This is a genomic window from Sphingobacterium sp. UBA6317 (genome assembly GCF_002440385.1).
Classification (GTDB): domain Bacteria; phylum Bacteroidota; class Bacteroidia; order Sphingobacteriales; family Sphingobacteriaceae; genus Sphingobacterium; species Sphingobacterium multivorum.
In genome coordinates this window covers 1-12,839 of record NZ_DJTD01000065.1, presented here as the reverse complement: position 1 = coordinate 12,839, position 12,839 = coordinate 1, and the positions used below count along the sequence as shown (strand labels likewise).

Here is a 12,839-nt window from a genome sequence, read left to right as displayed (position 1 = left end):
TTTGTATAGCACAAAGATACATACAATCTTGTTATATTTCGCCTGTTATAAAGTTTTTAGAATGTCATAAATTAATCGATCAGGCCAGCTTTGAAAAGTTGCCAGATGGGGGATTGATCGCGGATTTTGCGAACCGCATCTGTGACCAATTGAGCGCATTGTATAATATCCTCTTGAGTCGTAAATACGCTTAAGCTAAAGCGAATGGCCGATAATGCATCTTCTTTGGAAACATTCATAGCTATTAATACATGGGACGGTTCTCTGGACCCGGTTACACAGGCTGAGCCCGAGGAAAGGGCCAAAGCAGGACAGGCAGTCATTATTTCGCTGGCTAGGATGTGTTTAAAACTAATGTAACTGGTGTTGGGTAGGCGGGGTACATTTTTTCCATGAATGATGATTTCAGGAATATCACTTAAAAGTTCTTCCAATAGATCGCGGTTTCGTTCGACCGTATCATAATATGCTGGATTAATCAGAGACAGGGCTTTTCCAAAGCCGACGATAGCTGGAACGTTGTACGTGCCGCCTCTAAATCCGCTTTCCTGACCACCACCTACAAGCAGCGGAGCAATCTGAATCGGCTTCGATTTGCGACGGATGTATAAGGCACCGATTCCCTTCGGGCCATGAAGTTTATGCGCACTCAGGCATAAAAGGTCAATCGGGACTTTTTGTAGATCAATGTTGATTTTTCCAACAGCCTGCGTTGCGTCACAGAAAAATAAGATGTCTTTCTCTGTACAAATAGTAGCGATTTGTGCTAGTGATGTACATACCCCTGTCTCGTTATTGGCAGCCATGATGCATACGAGTATGGTCTGGGAACTCATTGCATTTTTCAAGTCGTCGATATTGATCATTCCTTGTGCATCGACGGGTAGATAGCTGATCTGCGCTCCTTTTTTCGTCAATTGTTCACAGCAACTTAGGACAGCTTTGTGTTCTGTTGAAACGGTGATAATATGATTTCCTTTGGATTGATATTTGTCAAATATGCCGCAGATTACGGTATTAATACTTTCTGTTGCACCTGAATTGAAAAATAGTTCTTTTGGTGAACAATTCAGCACTTCAGCTATTTGCGCTCTAGCCAGTTGGACGGCGGCATTGGCTTCACGCCCCATTTGGTGATAAACACTAGATGCATTCGCATAGTTTTGGATGAAGTAGGGGGTCATGGTATTCCATACTTCATCCAAAATTCGCGTTGTTGCGTTGTTGTCCAAATAAATGATATCCTTCATCAGGATAAAGATAAGGATAATGAAGGTTATGCTGAAGCCTTCACATCAACTTCCTTTTTTTTGACATTTGGATCATATCTTAAGCCCGGGGTCAACCAATACATCAGTATGATACGGGAATAACGGTAGTTGAATGGCGACATTAAAACAACGCTCATGATAGCAACGGTTGCATAGAGTATAAAAGAAGAGTCATTGCCTGTCAGGATATAGGTTGCCATACAAGCCGTAACCATTTCGGCGATGGAGAAAGCATAGGTAACATACATGGCACCATAAAAATAACCTGGTTCACGCTCGTAACGAAGTCCACAGTATTCGCAATGGCTATTCATTTTTTGTACTTTAAGACCATAGGCAGGACCTTGGTATACATGGCCGATCCGGCATCTTGGACATTTCGCTTGCCATGCAGCTTTAAATTCAGATAATTCGTATTTAACCTCTTCCATAGTTATAGTTGTTTTCTGAACTCTTCTGGTGTGAGCCCAGCGGATTTTTTGAAAAATTTAGTAAAGTATGAGTTGTCATTGAATTGCAGCTCATCTGCAATCTCATTGATATTTAAGTTTCGATTGACCAATAGTCGCTTCGCTTCGAGTACAATCCGGTTTCGTATAATTTCACCTGCTGATTGTCCGATGTAGGATTTGCAGATCGCATTCAGATGATTGGGTGTAATAAATAACTGATCTGCGTACACACTGGGCAATTTGGTAGATCTGAATTGCTGATCAACCAATTGCTGAAAACTATTGAATATTTTGTGATTATATGGCGTACTGTGCTCTTGATGATCTTTTTCTGTAGAAATTGAGATATACAATATAAATTGGAGCAGAAGTGTACGGATATAGTCTTCCGTTTGACCTGCCGCTTTTGCGGAAGCAATTTGTTCAAGAATGTGAATAGCCTGCTTGCGAAATTGTTCCGCAATAACAAAAATAAGCTGCTCAATTTTACCCTGTAAGAAGCTGAAGCGTTCCAGGTAATCGGTTCTTAAGAGAAAAGACTGAAAATAGTCAATGGAAAAATTGACAACATAGCCTTCTTCGTCACCTGTAAAGTTCCAGGTATGAACTTGACCTGGTACCATAAAATAGATTTGATAAGGTTCAATGTTGTAATGATTGAAATCAATAATGTGTTCTCCTGAGCCCTTGGTGAATAGCACAAAATGGAAAAAATTATGTTTGTGAGGAAATACCATATCCTGATGCTTGATGATATATTCTTTTAGATCATCAATATGAATCGTTGTTTTGTTATTGAGATCAATGCTACAACTATCAATAATCGGAATGGTATTTTTTCTATTCATATAGCAAAATTACGCTAAATATTCTTTTAATAGTGGTGTTTATTTGGTCTTTTATGGTGTTTTTCAATGATTTTTATATTTTGATAGGGTATCTGATATGTTGGAACAATCCTTGTGCGTAGAGGTTTAAAATATATTTTATAACATGGAAAGTAATTTAAATAGTTTGGGGAGTAGATTTGGTCGTTTGACCGATATTGTCATTGAGTCAATTCCGGGGATTATAGGGGGAATTATCCTATTGATTCTTGGGAAATATGTGATCAATTTTGTAGATCGCTTATTACATAAACGTTTCGAAAAGAAGAATGTAGATCCCTCTATTCGGGCATTTATCTCCAGTATTGTAAAGATCGTCATGTGGGTGATGTTGCTCCTCACCGTCGCAAGTCAGATTGGAATACAGACAACTTCTTTTATTGCTGCTTTATCCGCCTTTGGGTTGGCCGTTGGTATGGCGCTGCAGGGAAGTCTGAGTAATTTTGCCGGCGGAGTGCTGATTTTGATGTTTAGACCATTTGAGGTAGGGGATTCCATCTCGAGTGCAAATGGTACCGCAGGTACTGTAGAGAGGATTGATATCTTGTATTCCACTTTAATAGGCGATGATGGTGTACGTGTTTTTAGCCCAAATGGCCCTTTGGCCAATTCGGTTATTAAAAACTATACGAAAATTGTGCAACGCATGTTTGAATATACCATCAGTATCTCTTATGATAAAAATGTGAAAGAAGCGAAAGATATTATATTAAGAGTTCTCCGTTCGAATGAAAATGTGTTGACAACTCCAGAGCCAACTGTTTTTATCAAAGAATTGGGAGACAGTGCCATGGTTTTAACCGTTCGTGCGTGGACGAAAAGAGAGCATTATGTCGCTGCTCGAAACTCAATGCAGGAAAAGATTATGTTGGAGCTGGAAAGGAACGATATTAGTTTATCTTCCAATCCGACACAGATTAGCATTGTTTCGAATTCAAGCGACCTAGGGACTGTAAAAGCTTAGTCCTGATCTGTTCCCAAGGCGTGTAAAAGGACAAAGTACCGGTAGGCAATGATAGCCTGCTGGTACTTTTTTAATTTCAAGGGATCCATCTTACCATATTTTGGTAAGATGGCTTTATTTAAGCTGTTTAAAAGCTGAAAAAATCTTCGTTTCATTGATATACCTCTTTATTGATAATCTGCGGCATTTTTTCGCCTTTAATTGCTGCCAGTAAGTTACTGGCGGCCATCATTGCCATATTATCCCGCGTTTCTTCTGTAGCAGACCCGATGTGTGGTAATACACAAACATTTTCCATATTTAACAGCGGATTTTTCGGATCCATCGGTTCAGGATTTGTCACGTCAAGTCCAGCTCCCCAAAGTTGACCAGTCTCTAGAGCTTCTGTTAGATCTATTTCATTGACCAATCCGCCTCTGGCGGTATTAATCAATATAGCAGAGTTTTTCATGCGCGCAAATGTCATTTTGTCAAACCGGTTTTTAGTCTCCGCTGTCAACGCCGCATGGATTGAAAGGACATCGCTCCGCGTGAGCAGATCGTCGAAATTCACATATCGTGCGCCAAGAATTTGATCTGCTTCCTCATTACGGCTCCGATTGTAATAGATAATATCCATGTTATACGCTGCTTTGGCTTTTCTCGCGAATTCAAAGCCAATTCGTCCCAGTCCATAAATACCCAGTGTTTTGTTGTTGAGCTCGATGCCTAGGTTTGCCGTTGGATCAAAACCTTTCCATTCGCCCTGCAAAATTCTCTTGTGGTTGAAAAATGCCTTCCGCGATACCGATAACATTAAAAGGAATGCGACATCAGCTGTTGCTCCCGAAAGTATGCCTGGCGTATTGCTTACAGGTATTCCATGCTGTGTTGCGGCAGCGATATCCACATTGTCATAGCCGACACTCATGAGGGATAGGGCTTTAAGGTTTGGGCAGTTTTGGAAAAAATTAGCATCAAACTTTTGCATCCCACCATTCAGCACGTAATCAGCCTGTTGGCTCGCTTCGATAAGCTGCCTTTCGGATAGGGGATCAGCTGAATCGTGTATCGTTAGATCGTGACCGGCAGATTTTAATAAATCTATACCTTTTTGTGGTATTTTTTTAGTGATAAATATCTTCATGCAAATAGCTGTTCTTTAGCTTTCTTGTGATTGATTTTGGTAAACCAATTTGTGTTTTCTTCTAGTCAAAATTAATGATCACTCATCGCTATAACAACAAAAAAAACCATATTGTTGTTTCAATATGGCTCATTATTCTCTATTTTTTGAACTTTATTTTTTACGGAGTATGTAATCTAAAATAGCTTTACCCTTATCATCGGCAGAGATGGCAGAATTGGACAAGATGATAACGCCACTTTTTTTATCGGGCGATAAGGCTAGATAGGAGCTGCTTCCGGCAGTTCCGCCATTGTGCCAATAGACCGTTAGGTCGTCAATCAGGTTCATATGCCATGCGAGTCCCAGGTCGGTGTCTGGAGGCAGAAAAAAAGTAAACAATCTGGTGTTTGCCATGGCGTTTTCCAATGGGGTCTGCGGCATCTTGAATTGCGCATTCGCAAATTTAAGCAGATCCTCAAGAGTCGATTTTAATCCGCCAGCGGGACCAAAAGCGTCAAACGACCAGGGAATTACTTCTTGACCATCTTTGTTGTATACTTTAAAGGTATCTTTTCTTTTAGGATCCAATACCTGAAAGGTATTACTCATTTCGAGTGGCTTGCAGATGATGTCTTTTACGAGCTGATCATAGCTTTTTTTATAGATACTGCATATAATGTCTCCTAATACGGCGTAACCAAGGTTGCTGTACTCATACTCTTCACCTGGTTTCTTGTTATTTTTAAAGCTTGCGAGGAAACTATAAAGTGCTTTTTTATCGTATGTTTTGTAAGGATCGTTTTCGTTAAATCCTTTGACTTTGTCGAGATTGTCAGGAAGTCTTGGTAAGCCAGAGGTATGATTGGCCAACATTTGAAACGTTATTTTTGAAAGTTCTTCATTTTTCTTGAGTGTATCAGGAAGAAATAGCGCAATAGGCTGATCTAAGGTTATCGTTCCTTCTTCGACAAGATTTGACAAAAGTATAGCGGTAAAAACTTTACTTAACGAACCAATTTCATAGGTAGACGTTTTTGTAGGCGCTGTTTGGTTGCCTTTGGCAGTCTCACCATAGAAATAGCTTTTTGTTTGTCCATTCTTTAGAATGCCAATTGCAAGTGATTGCGTATTTTGTTGTTTCAAATAAGCATTTGCAACAGAATCGACAAAAAGGTCGTCATTATCGACTGATTTCTGTGTGGCAGGTACCACAATAGTTTTTTCCACTTGAGGCTTGATTGCCAGAGGAGTGAATTTTAATGTATTGAATTTTAAGGTTGTGTCCGTTGCAAAAAGAACCTCATACGATTTGCTGTCGAAGTCCATCTGATAGGTTGCAAGCCCTTTTTCAAACTCTTTTATGGTTGAGCTTTTTACCCTTCCTAAGGGATAGAGTTCCTGTAGTACTTGCGTGAATTTGGCTAAGCTAAATTGTTGTTTGAAGGTGTCACTGGCCAAATTATAGGCGGAGTCTGTCATCTGGGAATTGATAAAAAATTCCAGCTTATTGTAAACTCCTTTATTGATCTGTTCTGCAGGATTCGTTTGGGCAAAGGAGTAAGATGTGATGCCCAGCAATACTATTGTAATAAAATGTTTCATAACGATTGATGGGCACAAATCTACGGAATGTTTAAATTCCAATCAATTGTTTTAATCGGGCATAGCCTGATTTACTGATATTGAGCTTTTCGCCTGATGTCAGTGCAGCAATATACGAATCCTTTTCATAAGGTTCCAATTTGGCCAACTGATCCACTTTAATGATAAAAGATCGGTGTATACGGACAAATTGATTCGGATCCAAAGATTTTTCAAAAAATGCCATTGTTTTATTTTTCAGGTACATGCCATCTTTGGTATGAATTTTAACATAGTCGTCATAAGACTCCAGGTATTTGACGGTATCAATCGGAATAATCTTGATCTGGGTGCCTGTTTTGACAACAATACGGTCGATTTTTGTTTCGTCCTGCGCTGTAAGCACTTCGTAGTTGGGTTGAACTTTTTTCTCAGGTGCGGAGTAGCTTGCTCTGAATTTTTCTAAAGCTTTTTTGAAACGTGTTGGTGATACTGGTTTTAATAGGTAATCCAAGGCGTTCTTTTCGAAAGCTTTCAAGGCGTATTCGTCAAAAGCGGTCGTAAAGATGACCGCCGGAGGGTCGTCAACGAGTTCAAGCATTTCAAATCCGGTCAATTTGGGCATTTGTACGTCCAGAAAAATTAAATCCGGTTCGTGCGTATGGATAGCCTTAACAGCTTCAAAGCCATCACCACATTCCGCCACAATGGATATATCGGCTTCATTTTTTAGGTAACCCGCAATAATGGAGCGTGCAAGGGGTTCATCATCGATAATTACGACTTTAATCATATTGAGGTATTTTTAGGGTGCTAATAAATATGTTGTCCTGAATTTGAGTTTCCAGTAGATCATTTCTTCCATAAAGGAGATATAATCTGCGTTGAATACTCGATAGTCCAAATCCAGTGCCTTTTTTTGGTTTTGACTGTTCTTCGGTATCGAATGGGTTGGTAATCTGGATCAGCAGTTGGCCATCATTCGAATGGCATTTTATTTTAATTTCTACTTGATCCGTTACATTATATAACCCGTGTTTAATCGCATTTTCCACCAGTGGCTGAATAATCATGGCAGGCAATCTATTGTTAAAAATTTCTTCTGAAGAAGAGATGGATGTATTGAGTCGATGACCGAAGCGTACTTTTTCAATATCGAGATAAAGTTGAAGGTGATCGAGTTCTTCTTCAAGTGTGATAATTTGATTATTTTCTTTTCTTAGTGTTCCTCTTAAAAAGTCCGATAGCTGGAACGTCATGTTTCGGGCTTCATCCGGATTGGCGCCAATAAGTGCTATAATGGAGTTGAGGCTATTGAAGAGGAAATGAGGCTGTAACTGTTGTCTTAGATTATACAGTTCGGCTTCCCGAAGTAAATTTTCGGATTCCTGCTTCCGTTTGATATTGTTGATATTGTCTTCCTGAATATTCCAGACAATGTTGATAATGGCAACAGAAGTCAAAATGAGGAAGTTAACGATGCCCCGATAAGGTAATGTTAAGTCCAGCAATGGGGTAAAGGTCGATTGGATAAAGTAACTCATCAAGAATCGGCTTAATGCGATGCTTATTGCGCCCATGATTAAACCGATGATGAGTACTTTCCAAATCTCCCGGGGTTGTGGGGTGTAGAAATTGAGTGCTGATGACATGCCATAGCAGCAAAACATCATCACCATACTGTTTATAAATGAATCCTTGAATGCAAGTTGCTGATCAAATCCAGAACGAAGCATCAATAGGTATTGTAATGCAAGATATCCGATAAATACGGATACACAGATAATGCCAATTAGTCGACTTTTAACACTGAGGAACAGCTTGCTTTTCATCTATTAAGCATTTTTTATGGTTAAATTACCTAAAATACAGGTGCCTGTTATATAGATTTTTTTATCTGTATCGGGGTTATAAATCGTTTGGAACCGACGGTCATCGACAGAGCCTAAGACCGAGGCGACGTTACTAAATACTGTCCAATGTGGGGGGATAATTATACGTGCGCTGCCAAACAATTGGAAAGTATCGATCACAATTGGCTGCTGAATATCTGCTTTTGTTAAATCTAGCTCTACGCTTCCAAATACATTGGTCAAATTGCCCCCTCTAAAGTTTTTGGAATAAATGACTTTCTTTTGGCCCGCAAAGATGCTGTTCAGATTGAGGTTGTCCTCAAATGACTGGTGAAAGGAACCTTTCTCTTTGTCGCCAAAAGCCTGCTGATTAGGCGAGGCTTGTTGGCTTAAACCGTATTGTTCATTAAATGGTCTTGATTCCTGATCCGTAATGTTGCTCTCAGTTGCGCCCTCTACAGGTACACTGACTCGCTTATCCCAGTCGTAAGAGCCTTGTGGCGGATTAGGGTAAGTTGGGGGAACCATCGGCGGTTTCCTTTTGCTCATGATAAAGTAGATCCCGAGCGAAATGATGATGATAGGGACCGTTACAGAACCAAAGTCTGTACGCATCATTCTTGAAATAAGGCTCGCTCCGCCTATGATCAATAGGATAATTGCCGATTTTTTCTGGAATTGGGAATTTATGCCAATGACCAATCCAATAATGATTAATATCGTTTGCCAGCCAAATAACCAATCCGGAAACCAGCTTCCTAAATTGAGGTTATTCAATAATAAGAATATACCTACGATGATCACAATCGCTCCTACAATATTGCGGCTATTATTGCTGTTTGGTATGATGGGTTCTTTTTCCATAATGTTTTTACTATTTATGACTCAAAGATAGAGGCACAAATATATTCTACATATTTGCTTTAGGTAATACAACTTATATTTTCGGTAAATGTAATGATTTCGTCGGTAAAAAATCTTGTTGTTTAATTTTTATCTAGCCTATGTTAGGAAGGGGAACTGCCATTTTTATGCGTAATTGTCTTTTTTTTTAATATTATTTGGTGTATTAAAATGAATTATTATATATTTATCAAAGATTAAGATTACTTTAAACTTAAATAACAACCAATGGGAGATTTTGAAAACAAAGAACGTGAAGAAGTTTTTTCAAAAAAGGTGAGAGCAGGTAAGCGTACTTATTTTTTTGATGTAAAAGCAACTCGATCGAACGATTACTACATTACTATCACAGAAAGCAAGAAACGCTTTGAGGATGGCCAGTTTATTAAGCATAAGATTTTCTTATATAAAGAAGATTTTGAAAAGTTCGCTGAGGGTTTGACAGATGTAGTTAATTACATCAAGTCTAATCAGGAAGTAATCGAGAAACGTTATGAGCCTAACTTTGATGATGCATACGCTGAAGAAGCGGGTGTTCGGTCAAAAGATGATTTTTCGTTCTAGTATTGTAGAGCGAAATCTGAATGAAAGAAAGAAATAAAAGCCACTGACGTGGCTTTTTTTGTTGTTGTCTATATCCGATGTTGCACTTGGCGACCAAAGTGATGGTTACAATGGTATATTTCGCAGGAAATCATTTAGCACGGCATTGAATTTTTCGGGTTCCTCGAGATTCGGCAAGTGCCCGGATTCTTCAAACTCCATATAGCGGACGTCGGGTATATTTTCGATAAGGATATTTGTTTGTTCTTCGCTCATCATCTTGTCGTGTTTCCCTTTTATAATCAGTGTTGGGATAATAATGGTCTTCAACGAATGGGTTGTATCTGTTCGTGAAGCAAGAGCAAGTTGTGTCGCACAAATGCTGGCGACTTCATTTCTGCGAATACAGCTTTTGATGAGTTCAACAGCTTCGGGGTTTTCACGGATTGTTTTATCGTGAAATACATTCGCGATAAAGCCAATGGCAAACGGTCTTCTGCCATATTTTAATAGCGCCTGAATGGAATCAAAACGCTTTTGTTTGCTTTTGTTGTCGTCGGAAAGGGAATTCGTGTCACAGAGGATAAGTCCTTTGAGTTGTTGGCCGATCAGTTCATAGGTCCTGAGTGCAATGTAGCCGCCCATAGAAATTCCACAAAGGACGACATGATTGAGGTCGAGTTTACGAATAAATTCCACTAGATCTTTGGCAAAAACATCGACGGAGAAAAAACCATGTCCATTGGTGCTTAGTCCATGTCCGCGAACATCAATGGCGATGCCTGTATAATCTTCGTCGAGTTGCAGGAGCTGCTGTTTCCACGTGTTTTTGTTGAAGGGAAAACCATGGATGAAAATGACTGTTTTTGGAGCGGGGTATAATTTGCTGGGGCGAATATAATAGGAGATACTGATATCTCCGATGCGAATTTTACTGAGTTTTAATTCTCTTTTGCTCATGAATGCTAACATTTGTCCGTGTCTGAAAAAAAAAGTTGATATTTTAAATATAATATTATCAACGAGATAAAAGAAATGTTGTTGTATAAAGTTTAAAAAAGAGAAAAAATGTTTGTTAAATCGATAAATATAACGATATTTGCATCACCAAAACGGAAAAGGATAACAGATTTGTTTTGGTTGCCTAGCGCTCCTAGCTCAATTGGATAGAGCATCTGACTACGAATCAGAAGGTTAGGGGTTCGACTCCCTTGGTGCGCACGAATACAGGTTCTGTATCTTAAAAAGGCATTCCTAGCTCAATTGGATAGAGCATCTGACTACGAATCAGAAGGTTAGGGGTTCGACTCCCTTGGAGTGCACAAAGAAAAGCCAGTCAATTTGATTGGCTTTTTTGTTTTTATTAACGTTGTTGCAAAGCTGTCGATGGTAAAGGGAACTTCTTTTTGAAAAAAAATTTGTAAAAAAACGAATTCTGACTATATTTGCGTCACCAAAACACATGGGACAGAGTTCTAAACGTAATGGTTTATTGCGCTCCTAGCTCAATTGGATAGAGCATCTGACTACGGATCAGAAGGTTAGGGGTTCGACTCCCTTGGAGCGCACAACTGAAAAGCCTAGTCATCATCTGTGATTAGGCTTTTATTTTTTAACTCGTTTTAATTTCTTAAATAAAACTATGCTAAACCTTGTAATATTTGGCCCTCCGGGTGCAGGTAAGGGAACCCAATCTGCAAAGCTTATTGAAAAATATCAATTGGTTCATGTTTCAACTGGTGATATTTTTAGAGCACACATTAAAGGTCAAACGCCACTTGGTCAACAAGTGAGCCAGATTATTGCTGAGGGAAATTTAGTGCCAGATTCGATTACGATAGCAATGCTGGAAGAGGAAGTAAAGAAAAATCCGGATGCAAAAGGATTTATTTTTGATGGATTTCCTCGTACTGTTGCTCAAGCTGAAGCATTGGATGCTTTTTTAGAAGGTATCAATACATCAATCTCGGTCGTAATCGCACTGGATGTGAATGAGGATGAATTGAAAGCACGCATCGCTAAACGTAAGGAAATTTCTGGTCGTGCGGATGATGATGCGGATAAATTGGTGAAGCGTATCGATGAATATTTCACAAAGACGATTCATGTGTTGCCGTATTACGAGGCACAAGGCAAGCTTTCTAAAGTGAATGGTATCGGCGATATCGATTCTATCTTTAAAAGTTTGACTGATATCATCGATAATTATTAATTAAGATAAGTATTTTCTAGACTGTAATAAATTGTAATGGCGCAAGGTTCGAATTTTGTTGATTATGTGAAAGTGTGTTGTCGTTCTGGACATGGTGGGGCAGGTTCGGCTCATTTGCACCGTGACAAGCACACCGCTACTGGTGGACCCGATGGTGGTGACGGCGGTCGTGGCGGACATATTATACTGAAAGGAACGACTAATCTCTGGACGTTACTCCATTTAAAATATCGTAAACATATTATCGCGTCAAACGGTGAGTCTGGCGGTAGTTCTTTGCGTACCGGGGCAACCGGACGTGATGAGATCTTGGAAGTGCCACTGGGTACGATTGCAAAGGATGCGGAGACGGGAGAGGTATTGTTCGATATCACAGAAGACGGTGAAACCAGAATATTGGTTCCGGGTGGAAAAGGCGGGCTGGGCAATTGGCATTTTAAGTCGCCGACACAACAGACACCACGGTTTTCGCAACCTGGTCTTCCGGGGAAAGAGCAGTGGATGATTCTCGAATTGAAGGTTCTTGCTGATGTTGGATTGGTTGGATTCCCGAATGCAGGTAAATCAACGTTGTTGTCCGTGGTCTCTGCTGCGAAACCAGAAATCGCGAATTACCCCTTTACAACACTGGTGCCTAATTTGGGTATGGTAAGCTACCGGGATAACCGTTCTTTTGTTATGGCCGATATTCCGGGTATTATCGAAGGGGCTTCGGAAGGAAAGGGATTAGGGTATCGTTTCTTGCGGCATATCGAACGAAATTCTGTTTTGTTGTTTATGGTGCCGGCCGATACAGATCGGACAATCCGGGAGGAGTACGCCATTCTATTGAATGAACTGACTGCATATAATCCCGAGTTGGCAGATAAACCTAAATTGCTGGCTATTACCAAGTCTGATATGCTCGATGAGGAGCTGGAGAAGGAAATGGAGCTGGAGCTGCCGGAAAATGTACCCTATATTTTCATTTCGTCGGTGACCGGTAAAAATATATTGCCATTGAAAGATATGATCTGGAAAGCAATCAACTCTTAAGTTTAAATACATAAACAGAAAAGGCGCCCC

The 12,839-nt window shown here is 39.8% G+C and carries 14 protein-coding genes and 3 tRNA genes; 7 read left to right on the top strand and 10 right to left on the bottom strand.

Going from position 1 to position 12,839, the window contains the following annotated elements:
• Positions 1–71: 71 nt before the first annotated feature.
• Genes B3E92_RS20965 through B3E92_RS20955 form a run of 3 tightly spaced genes read right to left on the bottom strand, consistent with a single transcriptional unit; the run spans position 72 to position 2,571 of the window.
• A complete protein-coding gene (locus B3E92_RS20965; protein ID WP_286898129.1) occupies positions 72–1,250 on the bottom strand; it encodes a cysteine desulfurase family protein in 1,179 nt (392 codons plus the stop codon).
• A 26-nt stretch (positions 1,251–1,276) separates the two neighbouring features.
• A complete protein-coding gene (locus B3E92_RS20960; RefSeq protein ID WP_046675442.1) occupies positions 1,277–1,702 on the bottom strand; it encodes a DUF983 domain-containing protein in 426 nt (141 codons plus the stop codon).
• A 2-nt stretch (positions 1,703–1,704) separates the two neighbouring features.
• Positions 1,705–2,571, bottom strand: a complete 867-nt coding sequence (locus B3E92_RS20955; protein ID WP_286898127.1) for a helix-turn-helix domain-containing protein — start codon at positions 2,569–2,571, stop codon at positions 1,705–1,707.
• A 145-nt stretch (positions 2,572–2,716) separates the two neighbouring features.
• Between B3E92_RS20955 and B3E92_RS20950 the strand changes: the two genes are divergently transcribed.
• The gene (locus B3E92_RS20950; RefSeq protein WP_286898125.1) at positions 2,717–3,574 is read left to right on the top strand and encodes a mechanosensitive ion channel family protein; all 858 of its coding nucleotides are present in this window, start codon (positions 2,717–2,719) and stop codon (positions 3,572–3,574) included.
• Here B3E92_RS20950 and B3E92_RS20945 read toward each other — a convergent pair.
• From B3E92_RS20945 to B3E92_RS20920, 6 genes are all read right to left on the bottom strand, one after another.
• Positions 3,571–3,729, bottom strand: coding sequence for a hypothetical protein (locus tag B3E92_RS20945; protein WP_286768570.1), 159 nt, complete (start codon positions 3,727–3,729; stop codon positions 3,571–3,573). The two genes, B3E92_RS20950 and B3E92_RS20945, sit on opposite strands and share 4 nt — an antisense overlap.
• Complete coding sequence (locus B3E92_RS20940; RefSeq protein ID WP_286898124.1) at positions 3,726–4,700, bottom strand: 2-hydroxyacid dehydrogenase; 975 nt, start codon at positions 4,698–4,700, stop codon at positions 3,726–3,728. The genes B3E92_RS20945 and B3E92_RS20940 overlap by 4 nt, the downstream gene beginning before the upstream one ends.
• 153 nt (positions 4,701–4,853) lie before the next feature.
• A complete protein-coding gene (locus B3E92_RS20935) occupies positions 4,854–6,284 on the bottom strand; it encodes a serine hydrolase domain-containing protein (RefSeq protein WP_286768571.1) in 1,431 nt (476 codons plus the stop codon).
• A 31-nt stretch (positions 6,285–6,315) separates the two neighbouring features.
• On the bottom strand, positions 6,316–7,056 hold the full coding sequence (locus B3E92_RS20930) for a LytR/AlgR family response regulator transcription factor (protein ID WP_070567819.1): 741 nt from the start codon (positions 7,054–7,056) through the stop codon (positions 6,316–6,318).
• A complete protein-coding gene (locus B3E92_RS20925) occupies positions 7,049–8,095 on the bottom strand; it encodes a sensor histidine kinase (RefSeq protein WP_070567817.1) in 1,047 nt (348 codons plus the stop codon). The genes B3E92_RS20930 and B3E92_RS20925 overlap by 8 nt, the downstream gene beginning before the upstream one ends.
• Positions 8,096–8,098: 3 nt before the next feature.
• Positions 8,099–8,980: a LiaF transmembrane domain-containing protein gene (locus B3E92_RS20920; protein WP_286898123.1), complete on the bottom strand. Its 882-nt coding sequence runs from the start codon at positions 8,978–8,980 to the stop codon at positions 8,099–8,101.
• Between the two features lie 267 nt (positions 8,981–9,247).
• Here B3E92_RS20920 and B3E92_RS20915 point away from each other — a divergent pair, with 267 nt between their 5' ends.
• The gene (locus B3E92_RS20915) at positions 9,248–9,583 is read left to right on the top strand and encodes a DUF3276 family protein (RefSeq protein WP_070567815.1); all 336 of its coding nucleotides are present in this window, start codon (positions 9,248–9,250) and stop codon (positions 9,581–9,583) included.
• A 105-nt stretch (positions 9,584–9,688) separates the two neighbouring features.
• Here the strand turns inward: B3E92_RS20915 and B3E92_RS20910 are convergent, their stop codons facing one another.
• Positions 9,689–10,522 carry an alpha/beta fold hydrolase gene (locus tag B3E92_RS20910; RefSeq protein ID WP_070567813.1) on the bottom strand — a complete coding sequence of 278 codons (834 nt, stop codon included), beginning with the start codon at positions 10,520–10,522 and terminating at the stop codon, positions 9,689–9,691.
• A gap of 187 nt (positions 10,523–10,709) precedes the next feature.
• Here B3E92_RS20910 and B3E92_RS20905 point away from each other — a divergent pair.
• From B3E92_RS20905 to obgE, 5 genes are all read left to right on the top strand, one after another.
• Positions 10,710–10,783, top strand: a tRNA-Arg gene (locus B3E92_RS20905).
• A gap of 27 nt (positions 10,784–10,810) precedes the next feature.
• Positions 10,811–10,884, top strand: a tRNA-Arg gene (locus tag B3E92_RS20900).
• 172 nt (positions 10,885–11,056) lie between these two features.
• Positions 11,057–11,130 (top strand) — tRNA-Arg (locus tag B3E92_RS20895).
• A 74-nt stretch (positions 11,131–11,204) separates the two neighbouring features.
• Positions 11,205–11,774, top strand: a complete 570-nt coding sequence (locus tag B3E92_RS20890; protein WP_046675448.1) for an adenylate kinase — start codon at positions 11,205–11,207, stop codon at positions 11,772–11,774.
• A 36-nt stretch (positions 11,775–11,810) separates the two neighbouring features.
• Entirely contained in the window at positions 11,811–12,809 is a 999-nt protein-coding gene (gene obgE / locus B3E92_RS20885; RefSeq protein WP_204991046.1) for a GTPase ObgE, read from the top strand.
• Positions 12,810–12,839 lie beyond the last annotated feature (30 nt).